This is a genomic window from Methylobacterium sp. Leaf102 (genome assembly GCF_001422425.1).
Taxonomy (GTDB): Bacteria; Pseudomonadota; Alphaproteobacteria; order Rhizobiales; family Beijerinckiaceae; genus Methylobacterium.
The window spans coordinates 1-16,268 of the sequence record NZ_LMMX01000013.1 but is presented as its reverse complement, the minus strand read 5'-3'; the positions used below and the strand labels follow the sequence as shown (position 1 = coordinate 16,268).

General features: G+C 73.8%; 23 protein-coding genes. 6 read left to right on the top strand and 17 right to left on the bottom strand.

All coding sequences use genetic code 11. The features are described from left to right. The first annotated feature begins 110 nt into the window (after positions 1-110). Positions 111-1,679, top strand: a complete 1,569-nt coding sequence (locus ASF27_RS10235; protein WP_244474274.1) for an efflux transporter outer membrane subunit — start codon at positions 111-113, stop codon at positions 1,677-1,679. A gap of 102 nt (positions 1,680-1,781) precedes the next feature. On the opposite strand, the gene dps is transcribed toward ASF27_RS10235, so the two are convergent. The 6 genes from dps to ASF27_RS10205 all read right to left on the bottom strand — a co-directional run bounded on the left by dps (position 1,782) and on the right by ASF27_RS10205 (position 5,759). Beyond that, complete coding sequence (dps, locus tag ASF27_RS10230) at positions 1,782-2,333, bottom strand: DNA starvation/stationary phase protection protein Dps (RefSeq protein WP_056265194.1); 552 nt, start codon at positions 2,331-2,333, stop codon at positions 1,782-1,784. Positions 2,334-2,535: 202 nt separating this feature from the next. Further along, on the bottom strand, positions 2,536-3,702 hold the full coding sequence (locus ASF27_RS10225; RefSeq protein ID WP_056359803.1) for a glutathionylspermidine synthase family protein: 1,167 nt from the start codon (positions 3,700-3,702) through the stop codon (positions 2,536-2,538). Beyond that, positions 3,702-4,343, bottom strand: coding sequence for a DUF1190 domain-containing protein (locus tag ASF27_RS10220; protein WP_244480970.1), 642 nt, complete (start codon positions 4,341-4,343; stop codon positions 3,702-3,704). Before ASF27_RS10220 ends, ASF27_RS10225 begins: the two co-directional genes overlap by 1 nt. 4 nt (positions 4,344-4,347) lie before the next feature. Further along, complete coding sequence (locus tag ASF27_RS10215; RefSeq protein ID WP_056170978.1) at positions 4,348-4,746, bottom strand: DUF350 domain-containing protein; 399 nt, start codon at positions 4,744-4,746, stop codon at positions 4,348-4,350. A 156-nt stretch (positions 4,747-4,902) separates the two neighbouring features. Next, positions 4,903-5,496, bottom strand: coding sequence for a hypothetical protein (locus ASF27_RS10210; protein ID WP_056359796.1), 594 nt, complete (start codon positions 5,494-5,496; stop codon positions 4,903-4,905). Further along, a complete protein-coding gene (locus tag ASF27_RS10205) occupies positions 5,493-5,759 on the bottom strand; it encodes a hypothetical protein (RefSeq protein WP_018042894.1) in 267 nt (88 codons plus the stop codon). Before ASF27_RS10205 ends, ASF27_RS10210 begins: the two co-directional genes overlap by 4 nt. A 145-nt stretch (positions 5,760-5,904) precedes the next feature. Here ASF27_RS10205 and ASF27_RS10200 point away from each other — a divergent pair, with 145 nt between their 5' ends. Then, on the top strand, positions 5,905-6,303 hold the full coding sequence (locus ASF27_RS10200; protein ID WP_018042895.1) for a hypothetical protein: 399 nt from the start codon (positions 5,905-5,907) through the stop codon (positions 6,301-6,303). A gap of 14 nt (positions 6,304-6,317) precedes the next feature. On the opposite strand, the gene ASF27_RS10195 is transcribed toward ASF27_RS10200, so the two are convergent. The 7 genes from ASF27_RS10195 to ASF27_RS10165 all read right to left on the bottom strand — a co-directional run bounded on the left by ASF27_RS10195 (position 6,318) and on the right by ASF27_RS10165 (position 10,465). Further along, the gene (locus ASF27_RS10195; protein ID WP_056359793.1) at positions 6,318-6,674 is read right to left on the bottom strand and encodes a hypothetical protein; all 357 of its coding nucleotides are present in this window, start codon (positions 6,672-6,674) and stop codon (positions 6,318-6,320) included. Positions 6,675-6,727: 53 nt separating this feature from the next. After that, positions 6,728-7,447 (bottom strand): hypothetical protein, encoded by a 720-nt coding sequence (locus ASF27_RS22180; protein WP_056359790.1) that lies wholly within the window; start codon positions 7,445-7,447, stop codon positions 6,728-6,730. A 45-nt stretch (positions 7,448-7,492) separates the two neighbouring features. Beyond that, positions 7,493-8,146: a hypothetical protein gene (locus tag ASF27_RS10185; protein WP_056359788.1), complete on the bottom strand. Its 654-nt coding sequence runs from the start codon at positions 8,144-8,146 to the stop codon at positions 7,493-7,495. Positions 8,147-8,156: 10 nt separating this feature from the next. After that, positions 8,157-8,435 carry a hypothetical protein gene (locus ASF27_RS10180; RefSeq protein ID WP_056088182.1) on the bottom strand — a complete coding sequence of 93 codons (279 nt, stop codon included), beginning with the start codon at positions 8,433-8,435 and terminating at the stop codon, positions 8,157-8,159. 54 nt (positions 8,436-8,489) lie between these two features. Next, positions 8,490-9,098, bottom strand: coding sequence for a hypothetical protein (locus ASF27_RS22700; protein ID WP_200918781.1), 609 nt, complete (start codon positions 9,096-9,098; stop codon positions 8,490-8,492). A 2-nt stretch (positions 9,099-9,100) separates the two neighbouring features. After that, entirely contained in the window at positions 9,101-9,607 is a 507-nt protein-coding gene (locus ASF27_RS10170) for a hypothetical protein (RefSeq protein ID WP_056088179.1), read from the bottom strand. Between the two features lie 108 nt (positions 9,608-9,715). Further along, complete coding sequence (locus ASF27_RS10165; RefSeq protein ID WP_244480969.1) at positions 9,716-10,465, bottom strand: hypothetical protein; 750 nt, start codon at positions 10,463-10,465, stop codon at positions 9,716-9,718. A 54-nt stretch (positions 10,466-10,519) separates the two neighbouring features. Here ASF27_RS10165 and ASF27_RS10160 point away from each other — a divergent pair, with 54 nt between their 5' ends. The 3 genes from ASF27_RS10160 to ASF27_RS10150 are packed head-to-tail and all read left to right on the top strand — an operon-like array spanning position 10,520 to position 12,096. Beyond that, entirely contained in the window at positions 10,520-10,846 is a 327-nt protein-coding gene (locus ASF27_RS10160) for a hypothetical protein (protein WP_018042903.1), read from the top strand. Beyond that, positions 10,833-11,351 carry a hypothetical protein gene (locus ASF27_RS10155; RefSeq protein ID WP_056359786.1) on the top strand — a complete coding sequence of 173 codons (519 nt, stop codon included), beginning with the start codon at positions 10,833-10,835 and terminating at the stop codon, positions 11,349-11,351. Before ASF27_RS10160 ends, ASF27_RS10155 begins: the two co-directional genes overlap by 14 nt. A 52-nt stretch (positions 11,352-11,403) precedes the next feature. Further along, positions 11,404-12,096: a hypothetical protein gene (locus ASF27_RS10150; protein ID WP_056359783.1), complete on the top strand. Its 693-nt coding sequence runs from the start codon at positions 11,404-11,406 to the stop codon at positions 12,094-12,096. 3 nt (positions 12,097-12,099) lie between these two features. On the opposite strand, the gene ASF27_RS10145 is transcribed toward ASF27_RS10150, so the two are convergent. The 4 genes from ASF27_RS10145 to ASF27_RS10130 all read right to left on the bottom strand — a co-directional run bounded on the left by ASF27_RS10145 (position 12,100) and on the right by ASF27_RS10130 (position 15,873). After that, positions 12,100-12,480, bottom strand: a complete 381-nt coding sequence (locus ASF27_RS10145; protein WP_056359780.1) for a hypothetical protein — start codon at positions 12,478-12,480, stop codon at positions 12,100-12,102. Positions 12,481-12,538: 58 nt separating this feature from the next. Continuing rightward, the gene (locus ASF27_RS10140) at positions 12,539-13,063 is read right to left on the bottom strand and encodes a hypothetical protein (protein WP_018042907.1); all 525 of its coding nucleotides are present in this window, start codon (positions 13,061-13,063) and stop codon (positions 12,539-12,541) included. Between the two features lie 10 nt (positions 13,064-13,073). Next, on the bottom strand, positions 13,074-15,224 hold the full coding sequence (locus ASF27_RS10135) for a M48 family metalloprotease (RefSeq protein ID WP_056359777.1): 2,151 nt from the start codon (positions 15,222-15,224) through the stop codon (positions 13,074-13,076). Between the two features lie 211 nt (positions 15,225-15,435). Then, positions 15,436-15,873 carry a hypothetical protein gene (locus tag ASF27_RS10130; RefSeq protein WP_156369077.1) on the bottom strand — a complete coding sequence of 146 codons (438 nt, stop codon included), beginning with the start codon at positions 15,871-15,873 and terminating at the stop codon, positions 15,436-15,438. Between ASF27_RS10130 and ASF27_RS10125 the strand changes: the two genes are divergently transcribed. After that, complete coding sequence (locus ASF27_RS10125; protein WP_056264720.1) at positions 15,872-16,135, top strand: hypothetical protein; 264 nt, start codon at positions 15,872-15,874, stop codon at positions 16,133-16,135. The genes ASF27_RS10130 and ASF27_RS10125 overlap by 2 nt on opposite strands. The last annotated feature ends 133 nt before the right edge of the window (positions 16,136-16,268 follow it).

Here is a 16,268-nt window from a genome sequence, read left to right as displayed (position 1 = left end):
GCGCGACACAGGGGCGTGAAAGCGTCGATCCCGCACGAACCGTCGCGTTGACTCGCGCGGGTCTGCGTCGCCTCTACGGGCGTCGGACGTCCGGCGGGATCGGCCACATCATGCGACGCACCACGAACGGATCCGGGATGGCGCTCCTGCGTACGGCCCGCGCCGCCGCCCTCGTGGCGGGCCTGGCGACGGTCTTGGCGGCGGGCCTCGGCGGCTGCATGGTCGGCCCGGATTTCGTGCCCCCCGCCGATCCGCCGGTGACCCGTTACACCCGCGAGCCCCTCGGCAACCCGACGGCCACCGACAAGGTGGTGACCCGCCAGGGCGGCTCGGCCGACCAGAACTTCATCGCCGGGGCCGACGTGCCGGGCCAGTGGTGGACCCTGTTCCACTCCAAGGCGCTCAACCGCCTCGTGGAGGAGGCGCTCGCCAACAACCCCAACCTCGACGCCGCCCAGGCGGCCCTGCGCATCGCCCAGCAGAACGTCGAGGCCCAGCGCGGCACCCTGTTCCCGCAGGTGGGGTTCAACGGCCTCGGCTCGCGCCAGAAGGTGCCGGGCGGCGAACTCCAGAGCCCGCTCAACGACCAGCGCCAGCTGTTCTACAGCCTCTATACCCCGCAGGTGACGGTCTCGTTCACCCCCGACGTGTTCGGCGGCAACCGGCGCCAGATCGAATCGCTGGAGGCCCAGGCCGAGAACCAGCGCTTCCAGCTCGAGGCCGCCTACCTGTCGCTGACCGCCAACGTGGTGCTGGCGGCGATCCAGGAGGCGTCCCTGCGCGCCCAGATCGACGCGACGAAGCGGGTGATCCAGGCCCAGACCGAGGTGCTGACCCTCTACAACAAGCAGCTTTCCCTCGGGCAGATCGCCGGGGCCGACGTGGTGGTGCAGCAGGCCGCCCTCTCGGTGTCGATGCAGCTGCTGCCGCCGCTGGAAAAGCAGCTCGCGCTCCAGCGCAACCTGCTCACCGCCCTCGTCGGGCGCCTGCCCAGCGAGGAAGTCACCCAGACCTTCACCCTCGCGTCGCTTCGCCTGCCGACCCGGCTCCCCGTCAGCCTGCCCTCGCACCTCGTGCAGCAGCGCCCCGACGTGAAGGCGGCGGAGGCCAACGTGCAGCAGGCGAGCGCGCTCGTGGGGGTCGCCGTCGCCAACCGCCTGCCGCAGTTCAACATCACGGCCAATGGCGGGTCGAGCGCCGTGCGGATCGCGCAGCTCGCGAGTTCGGCGGCGAGCTTCTACGGCATCGTCGGCACCGTGGCCCAGCCGATCTTCGACGCCGGCACCCTGTTCCGCCGCCAGCGCGCCGCGGAGGAGACCCTGGACCAGGCCCAGGCCCAGTACCGCGCCGTGGTCATCGGCGCGTTCCAGAACGTCGCCGACGCCCTGCGGGCGCTGCAATCCGACGCTCAGGCCGTGGCGGCGGCGGCCGCGGCCGAGAAGGCGACGAGCCAGAGCCTCGACCTCATCCGCAAGCAGTACACCGCAGGCGCCATCAACAGCACCCAGGTGCTCATCGCCCAGCAATCCTACCTGTCGGCCATCGTCACCTCGGCGGGGGCCCGCGCCAACCAGTACGCCGACACCGCGGCCCTGTTCCAGGCGCTCGGCGGCGGCTGGTGGAACCGCAACGACGTCCGGCCGCCCAAGCCGGAACGGGACCCGGCGCCGTTCCTGTAGGGGACGCGCGCCCTGGGCGGAGTTCCACGAAAAAGGGCGCCGGAGACCGGCGCCCTTTTTCGTTTCAGCGAACCGGCGAAACGGTTCGGCGCTCGTCGCCTGTCAGCGCTTGCCGGCGTGGTCGCCGTCGCGCAGCTGGCCGGTGGGCTCCTGGACATGGGCCTCGAGGAACCAGAGTTGCTTGTCGACGCCGCGCGACACCTCGGTGAAGAGATCCGCCGTGCCGGCATCCCCGGCCTCGTCGGTGTCGTCGATGTTCTGGCGCACGGCGTTGGCGTAGACGGCGTAGCGGTCGATCAGCGCCGCGACGTGGTCGGCGATGGCGTAGGCGTCGAGGGGATAGGGGGCGAGCTGCGACGAACCCGCGACGGCCGCCGCCGTGCCCCGGGCGGTCCCGCCGAGCTGGGTGACGCGCTCGGCGACCTTGTCGTTGTAATCGTCGAGCTCGGCGCGGAAACCATCCAGCATCTCGTGGATGCCGATGAACTGCGGACCCTTCAGGTTCCAGTGCGCCTGCTTCACCGCCAGCGCCAAGTCGATGCCGTCGGCCAGACGGGCGTTGAGGGCGTCGGTCGAGACCTGCTTGGCGTTGGACTTCGTGCCGTTCTGGGTCTCGTGGAGCCGCTGGCCCGAGGTGGAATTCGTGTTCGCCATGATCAATCCTTTGCGTTTTGAGGAATGAAATCCCATTCCTCCGCCACGTGATGCACGGCCCGAGGCGATCGCCCCGTGCGTCACGCACATACCTCCATCAAGACGGCGAACGCCCGAGGGTTCCTTGGCCGCGACGCGAAGTGCCCGTGCCGGTCACGGTCGATGGCACGACGCCCCGTCGCGGAGCATCGCGGACCAGGCCTCACCCGTCGATGAGGTGCGGCACGAACCGGGCCCGGTCGGTGGTGATGCGCGACGCGCCCTCGCGCAGGCACAGACCGGCGGGTTCGTCGCCGACGATCCAGCTGCCGACCAAGGCGTGGCGGCCGTCGAAGACCGGGAGTTCGGCGAGCGCCTGGCGCACGTAGCCCTCGCCGCCGTAGGGCCCCTCGTCCCGCTCCAGCAGCACGCCGTCGCGCACGAGGAGGATGTTGGCGCCCTCGCGGGAGTAGAGCGGCTTCTTCACGAACGAAGTGCCGAGGGCCGCCTTGGCGGGGTCGGACTCGAAATAGGCCGGCAGCAGGTTCGGGTGGCCGGGCGCCAGGGCCCAGAGATGGGCGAGGAGCCCCTTGTTCGAGAGCACGGCCTTCCAGGGCGGTTCGAGGAAGCGGGTGGGCGACGCGCCGATGGCGGCGCCGAAGGCGTCGGCGAACATCCACTCCCACGGGTAGAGCTTGAACAGGGCGTCGAGGGGCCCGCCCCCGGCCTCGACGAAACGCCCGTCCTCGGCGAGGCCGATGGCCTCGATGGGCACGAAGGGGGCGGTGAGCCCGGCCTGCACCGCGCAATCCTGCAGGTAGGCCACCGTGCCCCGGTCCTCCAATGCGTCGGGAAAACACGTGAACGCCAACCGGCCCGGCAGCCCCATCCCGGCAAGCCGGGCGATGAGGCGCTCGTGCAGCGCGTTGAACTGGTCGGCCCCCGCGGGCAGGCGCCCCGTCGCGAGGCCGTCCTCCAGCCAGAGCCACTGGAACACCGCGCTCTCGTAGAGGGCCGTCGGCGTGTCGGCGTTGTATTCGAGGAGCTTCGCCGGCCCCGTGCCGGCCCCGCCGTAGCGGAAGTCGAGGCGCCCGTAGAGGGACGGGTCGCGCCGCCGGAAGCTGTCCGCAATGGCGTCCCAGGCATGTTCGGGGATCGCCAGGGAGGCGAGGATCGCCGCATCCGCCACCGCCCGCTCGGCGAAGGCGAGGCAGAGGGCGTGGATCTCGCGGGTCGGCGCCTCGAGGTCGTCCTCGATCTCCGCCAGGGTGAAAGCGTAGTAGGCGCCCTCGTCCCAGTAGGGCGCGTCGTCGAAGGTATGGAAGGTGAAGCCCGCCCGGGCCGCGTGCGCGCGCCAGTGCGGCCGCTCGGGCAGCGTCACCCGGCGCATCAGCCGCCCCCGAACCCGCCCGAGCGGCTGCCCGAGGCGGAGGAGAACGCCCGCCCGGTGGCGCCGAAGCCGCCGGATGTCACCGTGCGGGGTGACGATGGCGCCGCGCGCGCCACCCGCGACGCCACATGGGTCGCCCCGCCGCCGCGGGCGGCGAAAACCCGTCCGCCCGCGCCGGTGCAGTAGCCCCCGCCCCCGCCCGTCGCCTCGTCCGCGTGCCGGTAGAGGGGCTGGGGCGGCAGAGCCTGCTCCACCGTGCGGCCGAGGAGGTAGGCCGCCATCACGGGCACGAAGAACCCGGCCGCGTCCGCCACGACGGTCTCACCCGCGACGCAGCCGTCCGGGCCGTGATGCCCCCGGCACTCGTCCAGGGTGCGGTAGCGCGGCGCGCTCGACGCGTAGGCGGCCAGAGCCGCCGCGTGGTCGGTCGTGCAGGCCTCGGCGCTGCGCAGGCCCTGCGCGGCGCAGGCGGCGGGGTTCTCGTACACGAGGGCGTCCTCCTCCTTCTGGGAGGGATCGAGCCCGGCCAGCACCAGGGCGGCGGTGCCCGCCCCGGCGACGAGGACGAGGGAGATGGCGACGGAGCGCTTGCGGCGGCGCGCCTCGGCGGCGGCGTCCGGTGTCCCCGGGGGCGGCGCCACCATCTCAGGCGGTCATCGAGGCGGCGTTGACGATGCCGCCCGCGAAGGACGCGGCACCGAGGAGCGTCGCGGCGGCCATGCTGCCCGCCTCGATGCGCCGGGAGAGGTCGGGCACGGCGAGGCGCACGAGCCAGTAGATCGCGATCTGCACCACGAGGGCGACGAGGCCCCAGACGATGCAGTCGAGGAGGGATTGCGCGTTGTAGATCGCCACCGAGAGCGGCAGGGCGAAGCCGACGAGGCTGAAGCCGAGGGCCACCGCCGCCGCCGCCACGTCCTGGCGGATCAGGGCGACCTCGTTGTGGGCGGTGGCGAGGGTGTAGACGAGGAGATACGTCCCGATGAGCCCCCCGGCGGTGGCGAGGTAGAGCAGGAAGGCGGGCAGCCCCGAGATCGAGGTCACGCCGGCATCCCCGAGCCGGGGCGCGGCGCTGCCGTAGGCGATTCGTCCATGGCACCGTCTCCCGTCTGAGCCCGTCCACACGGCGTACCATGCGGCCCCGCGCGATCACAACCGCGTGACGGCGTCCTCAACCGGCCTTCGCGTCGGCGGGCGCGTTCATCGGGGCCAGCCGAAGTAACGCGTGGCGGCGCCTCCGCCTTCCGCCAGCGGCCGCGTCAGCCGGCCGTGCCGGTCGATCAGCCCCCAACGGCCCCCGACCATGGCGGACGGCTGGCGCCCATCCGAGCGGCAGCCTTGGCAGACCAGGGCCTCCCCGCGGGCGTTGAACGGGAACGACCAGTCGAAATCCGTGGCCAGGACCCGGCGCAGGCGCCGGTCGTGGAACGCGACCTTGCCGGCGTGACGCGCGCGCACCAACCCCTGCGCGAAGGGGTCCGGCCCGTTGTCGAGGGGGAACACCGCCAGCGCCAGCCCGTCGCGGCGCGCCCAGAGCCAGCCGATTTCGTCGACGACGATCTCCGTCACCCCGCCCCGGAACGGCATGCGCGCGAGGCGGGCGGGATCGATGCGGACGAAGTCCCCCGCGCGGCGGGCGCAGTGCTCCGTGCGGGCGAAATCCGCGTGGACGTCGCGGCAGGCGAGCGGGTAGGCGCCCCCGTCGCGCGCCCGCACGGCCTGCGGCGCGAGGCCGGCCGCGAGCCCCAGGAGGGCGAGCGCGGCGAGCGCTCGTCCCCGTACCGCCCGGCTCACCGGAGGCCCCAGCGCCCGACCGGGCCGGGCGCGCCCGTGGCGTCGTCGACACACACACGCCAGCCGCTGCCGTAGGCGACCTCGCGGACGTCCCAGACGAGGCCGGTGTCCGTCCGGGTCGGCACGGCCGTGCCGGTGGTGGCGAGGCCCGTTCCCGCCGCGGCGCGCGCCGCGATTGCCGCCGCCCGCTCGGGCGTGAGGCGGCCCGTCGCGGGTGCTTGCGCGCCGGATCGGGAGAACAGGCGGTCCAGGATCACCAGCACGGCTCGGGCTCCTCGCATCGACGGGCGAGCATGGGCGTCCGGCCCCGGGATGTCACCCGCCCCGGCGCCGGTTGCGGGGCGGGCGTCCGTCGGTCACACATCCCGGACCGTATCAGGCGGGAAGAACCGCATGGGAGGAACCCGGATGTCCCTGACGCTCGACCACTCCTCCGTGGAGGAACTCAACCTGGCCCTGCGCCTGTATCGGCGCCTGCTGGTCCGCCTGCTCCTGATCCTCGTCCTGGGCTTTGCCGGGGTGATCGGTCTGGCCAAGCTCAGCACGATCCTGTCGCCGCCCTACGGCGTCTATCTCCTCGGGCAGGGCCTGGAGACCTGGGGGCTGCTCGGCCTCCTCGCCCTGCTGTTCGCGGAATTCTGGTGGGAGGGCCGCCAGATCGGCAAGGCCCTGAACCATCCGGGCCTGCTGGATTCCCCTGTCGCCGGGCTGCTGAGCGGCCTCGCCGTGATCGGTGAGCGCGCCGCCGCCATCGGGATGGAGCCCGGCTTCTTCCACGGCCCCCTGCGGCCGATCCGCCAGCGCTGACGGGTCCGTGGCGCTCAGCGCGCCGGCCCCTCGCGGGCGACCAGACTGTCGCGGTGGACCGCGAGGCTCGCTCCGGCGCTCGCGAGGGTGACGGCGAAGCCGAGGGCGGGCAGCGTCCAATCCTCCGCCCGCCACAGGGCCGCCGCGAGGCCCGCGCCGGCGCCGAGGCAGGCCAGGGCCAGGGCGGCCCGCCAGCACCGCACCGCACGCGGCTCGAACCGCACCAGGGCGTTCGCCCACCAGACCAGGGGCAGCATCGACAGCCAATAGAGGGGTTGGGCCCGGGCGGCGCCGTGCGGTCCCGGCACGAGGCAGGCGGTGACCGAGACGGTGGCGGCGAGGCCCGCCACGACGGCGAGCCCGGCCGCCACGTTCGAGGGACGGTCCTTGCGCAGGCGCTGCCAGTAGGCCGGGTCGCGGCGGATCAGGGGGCTTCCTCCCGGGCCGGCGCCGGACGCTTCCAGGCCGCGAGGCGGGCCAGGACGTAGGCCGGCACGCGGTCGGCCACGGCCAGATTCTCCGGGCGCAGGGAGAAATCGTAGGTGAGGCCGTCGCGGTGGACGAGGTAGGTGCAGGTGGAGACCTCGCGCTTGTCCGAAGTGTCCGAGGCGAGGCAGCCGGGCGGGGCCTGGTCGGCCGGCCGCGCCGCGTTCCGGGACGGGAGGCGGTAGAAGCGCCGGTGGTCGACGCCCTCGGAATGGACGAGGCGCTCGCCGCCGGACGGGTCGGGCCGCCACGGCGCGCCCTGGGCGAGCCGCGCATCGAAAATGCCCCATTGCCGGGCATGGAGGGGTGCGAAGCGGCGCCCGTCCGGGTCGCCGACGACGTGGACCACGAGGTCGGTGGCGAACGGGCCGGCATGGCCGTGGCTGAGGGGGCTGTAGCCGGGGAGGCCCGCCGCGACCTCGGCGGCGGGCAGCATCAGCCAGAGCGAATCCGCCGGTTCCCGGCCGAGCCCCGGGAGCGCGTCGAGCCAGGGCAGGCGGAAATTTCGGGAAAACTCGTAGGTGTGCGGCACGGCGTACGCGGTCCCGGCGAGGCGGTACCGCGTGATGCCGAACCGGCCTTCCGCCGCGAAGGCCGCGAGCACGAGGGGCAGGCCGAGGAGCGCGACGAGGCGCGCGACGCGACGCGAGGGACGCATGCGGGACGTTCCTATTCCGTGAGTCTGCCTATTTCGTGGGTCCGCCTATTCCGTGGGCCCGGCGCGGAGCCCGGCCGCTTCCGCCGCGAGGTTGGCGCGGGCGGCCGCCTCCAAGCGGTCGTGGAAGAGGTCGGTCTGGTAGAGGCGCGGCCGGGCGAGGAAGCGGTCGAGGACCTGGGCGCGCCCGAGCCGCCACGCCGCCTCGGGAACGGCGGCGTATTCCCGGCGGATCGCCGCCGCGTAGGCCGCGTAGACGGCGCGCGGCGCACCGAGCACGGCGAGATCGAGGTCGAGGAGGAGCCGTGTCGCCGGGTCCGCGCTCGGGCCGTGCGCCGCCGTCGCGTGGATCATCGCGATCGCGGCCCGGACGCGCGCATCCTCGGACGCCGGCCCCGCCTCGGCACGCAGAAGGTCGGCGCTGCGGGCCTCGTTGTCGGCGCGGGCGGTGTCGTAGACGGCGTCGTGGAAGGCGATGGCGAGGTCGACGGCGTCGCCGTCGACGCCCGCGAAATCGGGATGCGCCCGCGCGGAATCGTGCCCCGCGAGCAGCGCCGCGACGTGGGGCCAGCCGTGATAGTGCCGGTCCGCCGCGCCGTAGCCCGCATCGAGGGCCCGCCACGCCGCCGCGCCGGGCGTGCCGACGGTCCGCGCCCACAGGGCGTCGAACCGCGCGCGAAGGGACGCGTCCGTGGCTTCCATCCTGCCGGCCTCAGTTCACGCGGTGGCAGGTCGAGGTGGTCTCGGCAGCCCCGCGCATCCCGCCCGCCGGCCGCACCTCGCAGACCACGTACTTGCCGCCCCGCTCGAGGGTGAAGCTCGGACCGGAGGCGGAGACGATGCGGTGGCCGCCGTTGAGGAGCGCGCTCATGGGCTCCTCAACCGGCACCCAGGTCGTGGCCGGGCGCGGCGGCACGGCGGGGGCCTGGGCGACGGCCGGGCCGGCCACGAGGATCAGCGGGACGAGGGTGTGGGACAGCGTTCGGCGCATGGGATCGTCCTGGGGTCGGGGGCGGGCCTTCGGCCCGTTCGGGCGGCGAGGGGATCAGGGCGTCACCACGGCGAGGTCGGCCGCAGGCAGCCAGCCGATGACCGGGGCCTTCTCGCCCCGGTAGCGCACGCGCACCCAGGCGTCCCGCCGCTCCAGCACCGCGACGGGATCGAGCCGCACGAGGTAGGGCGCCCGGGCCGGAGCCGGGCCGGGTTCCGGCCGGAAGGCCGTGCGCTCGGCCGTCACGAGGCCGACGCCGATCCATCCGTCCGGGGTCGACGCCGCACGCCGCGAGAGCGCGTAGGGGGTCCCCACCATGGTGCCCGTGGTCATCGAACACCCGCCGTGATCCTCCGCGAGGGTCAGGGCGGCGCCGTCCGGGGTGAAGGCGAGGTCCCCCGGGATGCGTTCCGGCTCGTCGGGAAACCACGTCTCGACCTTGGCCCGGTCGCCCGCGAGGGTCCCGCGCAGGAGGAACACGCAGGCGAATTGCGGGCTCCCGGCTTCGGCCGCCCCCCGTTGCTCGGCGAAGACCCCCGCCACCGCATCGCCGGAGACCGCCAGGGTCAGGCTGTCGTAGGTGCCGGACCGGGCGGCCGGCTCGGCCGCCGCCGCGCCGCAGGCGGCGAGCAGGGCGGCGAGGCCCAGGGCGGTATTACGCACCGTCAGAGGCCCTTCTCCAGCAGCTTCACCACGGCCTCGACCCGGTCCTTCGAGTCGGCGACGTTGGTGAACGGCCGCCAGTTCACGTCGAGGACCCCGCCGTCGAACGTGAGGCGCTTGGCGTAGTTCGAGGCGGGCGCGGTGTTCTCGTCGAAGCGGACGCGGATGGTCTTGAGCTTCGCGGCCAGGGCGTCGCGGCCCATCTTGTCCTTGGCCACCTCCTTCAGCCCGGCGGCGAGGGGCTCGAAGATCGTCTTCTCGAAATAGTCCGGGTCGGAATAGTACTTGGCGTCGCCCGGGAGCGTGAGGTCGTCCCACGCCACCTCCACCGGCACGGCGAAGCCCGCCGCCTCCTGGATCGCCTTTTCCTGCGCGGGGTAGCGGTCCTGGCGGTAGGCCGCGATCGCTCGGCGCTCGGCGAGGCCGATGGTCGGCTCGGCCATGGCCGAGGGGGCGGACAGGACCGACAGGGCGAGCGCGGCGGCGAGGGCGTGGCGGCGTGAGATCATGCGGTGGTTCCTCGGTAGGACGGCCCCGGATGCGGGCTTGGCGTGACGGTTCGATGACGGGGCGGGCACGCTGTCAAAGTGAGAGCCGCCCTCACGGGGAGATCGCCTTCACGGTGTCGGGGCGCAGCGCACCGGGCCGCCGGCCTCGACGGTGGGCGGGGCGGTCCCCGTGAGGCGTACGGGAAACGAGACGATGCTGGGCGTGTCATTCGGGGCCTTTCCGGCCCGATAGCTCCCGGCGCAGGCCTTCACGGGTGCCGGCAGGGCCGCGACGGCGGGTGGAAGCGGCCCGTCGCGGGCGATCCGCGCCCAGCACCCGGCGCCGTGCTTCGGGATCGAGCAGGCCCCCTGCACGCCGCGGAGGAACCCGAGCCGCAGGGTCCCGTCCGCGACCGCGAAGGTGTCGATGCCGGCCTCGGCGGTCGTGTCCCGGATCAGGGTGCGGCCCGTGCCCGCGTCGAGCACCGCGAACGGGACGGTGCCGTTGGTGCTCGCTTGCTCGAAGACGAGGAACCCGCCCGTGCGGCCGAGGAAGCGCTGGCCGGCGGTCGCCAGGATGCGCGCACCCGGCCCCGGCGCGGCGGCGCAGGCGGGGGCGGCGCCGTTCACGAGCGGCACGAGGCTCGCGTCCTCGGGGTCCGGCGTGTCGGTGTCGCTCTCGCGCACCATGAGATCGCGGTAGGTGGTGCAGGTGATCTGCTTGCCCTCCCCCGACATCTTGCCCTCTCCAGACGTCGCGGTCTCGGTCTTCGCGGGCGGCTCGAACCGCGCCGCCTCCCATCCCGCCGCCACTGACGGGGCGGGGAGGCACGCTGCGAGGAGCGCGAAGCGGGCGGCGGGGAGAAGGCTGCGTCTCATGCGGGTTCCCTGTATACGGCGCGGGAGCCCCGAGGAAAGGCAGGATGGAGTGCCATGCGGACCGTTCTCGCCAAGGTCGCCAAGGGTTTTGCCGGGCCGCTCGCAACGCTTCTCGCCGCGCCGCTCCTCGGACCGCTCGCCGTCCGGGCCGAGCCCGCTCTGCCGGGCGACGTGACGGCGTACGTGACGCGGCTGCGGGACTGCAACCATTGGGGCGGGGAGGAGGCCACGGACGCGGCGCGCGGCCGGGCCATCGCGGCGGCCGTGAAGCGTCTGCGCTGCGACGCCGCCGAGGCGGACGGGCGGACCCTGCGACGGCGCCACCGGGGCGACCCCGCCGTCCTGAAGGCCCTCGACGGCGCGCGCGATGCGGACGGTTGAGCGGGGGCCCGACGCCGGCGATCCGGTCCGCCGCCGCGTCCTGCGCCTGCTGCACGTTCCGCTCCTCGGGCTGCTGCTGGCACTCGGCCTCGCCCCGGTCTTCCTGCTGTTTCCCCTCCTGCCCGCGGAGCCCGGAACCGATCCGACCCTGCGGCCCGTCGAACTCTGGCTCGGCACGGCCCTCGTCGGCGGCCTCGTCGGCACCGTGGAGGGCGCGGCGCGGCCCCTCTACCGGGCAGCCGGCCTCGTCCTCGCCGTCGGCCTGCTCTCGATCCCGGTCCTGCGCGTCCTCCTCTGGACCGACCTTCCGGTCCCGCACGGGCTCGCGCGCTGGCTCGGCCTCGACGGGGAAGCCGCCCTCGACGCCCACCTGTACGAGATCTGGCTCGCTGCGTGGCTTTCGGCCTGGGTTTTGGCTTGGGTTTTGGCTTGGCTCGGCCTCGCGCTCCTGGGCCGGCACCTCCCGGCGCGACGCGCCCGCATCGGCCAGGCCGCCGTTCGATGACGGCGCCGGTCGGGGATTCTGGTCCGGGATTGTCGGCGATGATCGTCCCGCCATGATTGCCCCTCGGTCCGACGGGACGCGAAGGGCGGCCCTCGTCGTCGGCGGCTGCGGTGTCGTCGTGTTCGGCTGGGCCCTCGTCGCCTACGCGCCGGTCCCGGGGATCGCCGCGGCCGTCGCCGCGGTGCCGGCGTTCGCCCGCGCGGCGACGCACCGGGTCGCGGTCTTCCTCGCCCTGGCGGCCATCGGCGGCGGCATGACCTGGGCGGCGTTCGGAACGACGACGGGCTACTTCGTCCTGAACCGATCGCGGCTCGACGCCGTGGTAGCCGAGATCGCGGCCATGCCCACCCTGGTGTCCTTCGAACGCGGGCGGGACGATCCTCCGGCGGAGGCGGAGCGAACGGCGTGGTGGGAGAGCACCCGCCTCGTCAACGGCCGGCGCGTCACCCCGTACCGTCCGCAAGGCGCGCGCGACACGGACAGCCTGCGGGAGATCGACGTCCTGCGGGACCTCGGGGTTCCCTACGCCCGCTACCGCGCCCTCTGCGGCGCCCTCGAACGCCTCGGGCTCGCGGGGTTCACCCGCGGTCCCGGCGGCGAGATCGCCCTGGACGAACCGATCCCGGGGGGCACGCCCTGGGGCACGTCGTTCGTGTACCGGCCGGACGATGCGTTTCCGGCCGGCTCCGGGGCCGAGAGCGACCGCCGCCTCGCGCCGAACTGGTTCTTCGTGACGCGGGGCTGAGATTCACCGGACGACGCCGCCGGATTTCTGGAAGCCGGATTCCTGGAAGCCGGATTCCTGGAAGGAAGTGCGGGCGCGCGGAGCCTCCGCCGTGGTGATGGTGCCGGTCCCGAGCAGGGCCGCGAACACGAGCATCGGCACGGCCCAGACCTGCATCGGCAACCCCCAGAAGGCGTGGTCGCGCCCGGCCGGCCCGAAGGTCGTGCCGCGGTTCCAGCGCAGGCCGAGGCCGAGGACGGCGAGCGCCGCGAGACTCATGGTGAGGCAGACCGCCCGGTCCACTTCCGGCCCGTCGACCTGCCGCAGGACGATCAGGGGCAGGAACATCGCCAGCGCCACGAAGAAGACGACCCAGTAGCCCCGCCCGGTCCAGAACACGATCATGCGGCGCCCCCCTCGCGCGGTGTGTGGAGCGATCCGTCCCGCCGAAGCCGAGATCGCATCAACCCATGGCCCCCGCGCCGGCCCGCCGGTTGCGCACCATCGCGGCGAGGGCCGCGACGATGATGGCCGCCAGCGCTCCCGCAATGACCAGAAGCGTGACGGTGCGGTTCCACAGGCGGTCGAGGGCGAGATCGGTGGTGACGAGGTCGGGCCGGGCCGGATCGGCCATCACCCGGACGCTGTAATCGCCCGCATGCACGCCCGTGAACACGGTGTTGATCCGGCGGACCACCGGGCCCGACGGGGTGGGCAGGGTGAGGGTCATGTCGCAGAGGTGGAGCACGATCTTGGTGCTGCACTTGCCGTCGCTCACCCGCGCGGCGGCGACGGGACGCGCCGTGTCGCGGATCTGCCAATCCGTCACCACCGGCGGGGCCGTGTAGACGGCGCAGGCGACGAGGAGGGCACCCAGCGCCACGAGGCCGAACAGGGTCCAGAAGATGTTGCCCCAGCCCTGGCGGGGCGGCGGCAGGCGCAAGGATTCGGTACGCGAGGGCTCGGGGCGGTTGGCGGCGGTGTTCATGGTCGGAACCTCACGGGATCACGGGGGTCTGGGAGGATTCGGAAGCCGCCGCGGTCTCGGCCAGGACACGGCGCGCCTGCGCCGCAGTCTCGGCCAGGACACGGCGCGCCTGCGCCGCCTGCCGGTAGCGGCCGATGAGGTCGGCGAAGTCCTGTACCGACATCCGGTACGGCAGGCCGGCCGTGACGGTGACGATGCCGCGCCCTGCGTCGAGCTTCACCTTGCGGCCGCCCGGCACCGCCTGCGGGAACGGCGCCTCCGGCGGCAGCAGCAGGCGGGTGACGACGCCGTTCTGCCGGGTCGTCATGTCGAGGTCGGCAATGCTGTCCCAGGGGATCGGTCGGTCGAGGCCGGGCACTGCCAGGGCCTCGGGGGTCAGGATCATCGTCGTGCGCTCGCCCCGCCACAGCCGAAATCCGCCGAAGCCGCCCAGGACCGCCCCGCACGCCAGCGCTACCCCCACCACGGCCCCCGCCTGGCTGGCGGACAGGCCGGGCAGGCCGGCGGCGAGCCACAGGAGGGCGACCCCGATGAAGAAGCCGCCCGCCACCAGGAGGGCGATGGCCCCCGGGCGGGTGCTTTCGCGCAGCTCCCGCGCCTCGGTGCCGATCTCCGCCGCCGTCGCTTCGAGATGAGCGCGGAAGGCCGCATCGTGGGCCCGCACCGCGTCGAGGAAATCGTGCGTCGCCGCGCGGCAGAGGCCGGCGGGATCGGCGAAGTAGGCCGCGAGCTGGCCGAGCGCGTGCGGGGGCGGAACGGCGGCGGCGGCGGCCAGGAGTTCGGCGTCGAGGGTCCGGCCGAGGGCCGCCACGCGCTCGCGGGTCGGCGGATGGGTGTCGGTGGGGTGGGCCTGCTCCGCCTCGAGATGCGTCGCCGGATCGTCGAGGCCGCGCGCGATGGCGTGGTCGAGGCTCGCCGCCACGAGGTCGGCCGGGGCGGACCCGGGCGCCTCGGCGGCGGCGTCCAAGGTCTCGGCGATGCGGGGGGCCACCGCCCCCGTGCGCAGGAGCGCCCGCGCGGCGGCGTCCACGGAGGCCGGGCCGGCGCCCGCCGCATCGGCCGCGAACTCGCGGGTCCGGCTCCAGTGGCGCACGGCGAGGTGGAAGTTCTCCATGACGAAGACACCGAGGCGCAAGGACGGGCCGAGGAGCCCGAAGGACCCGGCATGCCCCTCCGCCACCGCGTCGAGGGAGCGGCCGACGCCGGCATAGATCGGCAGGAAGCGCTGGCTGTAGACGGTGTCGCCCCCGGCGTAGTGGGCGAGTTCGTGGCCGATGATCGCCGCCACCTCGTCGCCCCGCAGCAGGGCGAGGTAGGGCAGCGGCAGGTAGAGGATCCGGCCCGTCAGCGGCGCGCCGCCGGGCTCGACCACGGCCGGGCCGGCGCTGACGAAGAAGCCCCCCGTGAGGCCGACCACCACGGCCTCGGGCTTCAACGCCCCGAGCCGGTCGGCCAGCCCCTCGGTGAGCCGCCACAGGCCGGGCGCCTCGGCGGGCGAGACGACCCGGCCGAAGATCGACAGGGGGTCGGGCTCGAAGGCGGACAGCGCCCGGCGCAGGCCCAGAACCGTGGCGCCCGCCGCGATCAGGACCGCCCCGACGGCGACGGCGGCCAGGAACAGCATCTTGATCTCGCCGCCGCCCAGCCCGGGCCGCGCCAGCAGCCCGGCCTCGAAGACCACGGCGGCGACGAAGCCCGCCGTGGTGAGGAGCACCTGGAGGGCGAGCACCGGCGGCAGCAGGCGGCGCATCCACGAGAAGCCGGCCACCAGCGCGTCGCGCGAGGCCCGCCCCAGTCGCCCGAGGGCGGCGCCGGCCAGGAGCACGAGGACCGACAGGAGGGCGGCGCCCCCCCCGGCCGCGACGACCACGGGCGGGAGCAGGCGGCGCCAGTCCATGATCGTCGTCAGGGTCGCGGCCTCGTCCCGGGCCGCCCGAGCCTGAACCAGGGCGAGGGGACCGCCGTAACCCTTGCCGTTGCGGCGGAACTGCATCCGGAAATCGGGGCGCCCGTCCGGCGGCGCCCGCGCCTCCAGATCCGCGACGATCCGGGTCAGGTGCTCCCGCTCGGCGGCGAGATCGGCCCAATCGGCGCCGGCCCGCTCCTGCTCCCACAGGCCGAGGAGCAGGATGCCCAGGGGCAGCAGGACGGTCGCCGCCACGAGGCGGGCGAGGGCATTCAGGCGCGACGGCGCGCGCGGGGTCTTCGTATCGGAGATGCTGGCCTCCTCAGGTCATCGGCCCGAAAGGTGGACACCGGTTTCTCGGGGATGCCGGTGCCCGCACGCGGCTCCGGCCCATCGCCGGGCCGCTGCCGATCGCCGTCGGGCGTTCGCTTCGAAAGGGGGAGCCCCCCGACGGGACGCGACGCGATCAGAACTTGTTCGCCGCCGGCACGTCCGCCGGGATCGGCAGGTGGGTTTCGTGCTTGGCGCAGGGAATCCGGTCGACCCGGCGGGTCTCGCCCTTGATGAGTTCCATGGCTCCGGTCTTGCGGTCGATGTTGAAGTACCCCCCGGGGTTCTTCAGCTTGATGATGTCGCTGGATTCGGCGGCGACGGCCTGCGGCTTCGAATCGAGCGCACCGTTCGCCTTCATCAGCGCCCAGCGCCGGGCGGGAAGATCGATGCTGAAGTAGATCGTCTTGCCACCGGTGTTGACGCAGGCCAGCGTGAACGGCTGCGCCGTCTCCTGCGCACGTGCAGGTTGCTGCGCGAGCGCGGCGCACACGCCGAAGGGGAGTAGAAAACGGCGCGCGTGTTCGTGCCTGTTTCCCCGCATTCGCCCCGCTCCCCCTGACTGCGCCGGCATGATCGCGGCGTTCGGTCATAAGCACGCGGACCGCGATCGGCAAATCCATCGCCCGTGCGCGACGGCCCTGCCTCGCGAGGCGGATCAGGAGACCATGCGTGATTTTGCCCGCCGGCCGTCGCGGATCCGCACGTCACTTTGGAGCTTATCCAAGGTGATCGTGTTTCCCCTCGGCACCCCGTCCGGCGCGCCGGACCTCGCCCGGCCGTTCGCCGGCGACGGGGCGGCGCCGCAACGGGACCAGTTGGAGCCCTCGAAGTGAATCGGAGAGACTTGATGGTGGGAGCATCCGCCACGGCGGCCCTGGCGGCCGTTCCCTCTACGGCGGGCGCCGCACCCGCTGGCGCCGACAAGCCCGTTCTGGCGAAGGTGTCGCTGACGGTGAACGGCCAGCG

Bases quoted from the DNA above. Each gene is read 5' to 3' on its own strand.
- ASF27_RS10235 (WP_244474274.1), top strand. From the start codon at position 111: ATGCGACGCACCACGAACGGATCCGGGATGGCGCTCCTGCGTACGGCC.
- dps (WP_056265194.1), bottom strand. From the start codon at position 2,333: ATGGCGAACACGAATTCCACCTCGGGCCAGCGGCTCCACGAGACCCAG.
- ASF27_RS10225 (WP_056359803.1), bottom strand. From the start codon at position 3,702: ATGCGCCGGGTGACGCTGCCCGAGCGGCCGCACTGGCGCGCGCACGCG.
- ASF27_RS10200 (WP_018042895.1), top strand. From the start codon at position 5,905: ATGTCCCTGACGCTCGACCACTCCTCCGTGGAGGAACTCAACCTGGCC.
- ASF27_RS22180 (WP_056359790.1), bottom strand. From the start codon at position 7,447: ATGCGTCCCTCGCGTCGCGTCGCGCGCCTCGTCGCGCTCCTCGGCCTG.
- ASF27_RS10185 (WP_056359788.1), bottom strand. From the start codon at position 8,146: ATGGAAGCCACGGACGCGTCCCTTCGCGCGCGGTTCGACGCCCTGTGG.
- ASF27_RS10180 (WP_056088182.1), bottom strand. From the start codon at position 8,435: ATGCGCCGAACGCTGTCCCACACCCTCGTCCCGCTGATCCTCGTGGCC.
- ASF27_RS10170 (WP_056088179.1), bottom strand. From the start codon at position 9,607: ATGATCTCACGCCGCCACGCCCTCGCCGCCGCGCTCGCCCTGTCGGTC.
- ASF27_RS10165 (WP_244480969.1), bottom strand. From the start codon at position 10,465: ATGAGACGCAGCCTTCTCCCCGCCGCCCGCTTCGCGCTCCTCGCAGCG.
- ASF27_RS10160 (WP_018042903.1), top strand. From the start codon at position 10,520: ATGCGGACCGTTCTCGCCAAGGTCGCCAAGGGTTTTGCCGGGCCGCTC.
- ASF27_RS10155 (WP_056359786.1), top strand. From the start codon at position 10,833: ATGCGGACGGTTGAGCGGGGGCCCGACGCCGGCGATCCGGTCCGCCGC.
- ASF27_RS10150 (WP_056359783.1), top strand. From the start codon at position 11,404: ATGATTGCCCCTCGGTCCGACGGGACGCGAAGGGCGGCCCTCGTCGTC.
- ASF27_RS10145 (WP_056359780.1), bottom strand. From the start codon at position 12,480: ATGATCGTGTTCTGGACCGGGCGGGGCTACTGGGTCGTCTTCTTCGTG.
- ASF27_RS10140 (WP_018042907.1), bottom strand. From the start codon at position 13,063: ATGAACACCGCCGCCAACCGCCCCGAGCCCTCGCGTACCGAATCCTTG.
- ASF27_RS10125 (WP_056264720.1), top strand. From the start codon at position 15,872: ATGATCGCGGCGTTCGGTCATAAGCACGCGGACCGCGATCGGCAAATC.
- ASF27_RS10130 (WP_156369077.1), bottom strand. From the start codon at position 15,873: ATGCCGGCGCAGTCAGGGGGAGCGGGGCGAATGCGGGGAAACAGGCAC.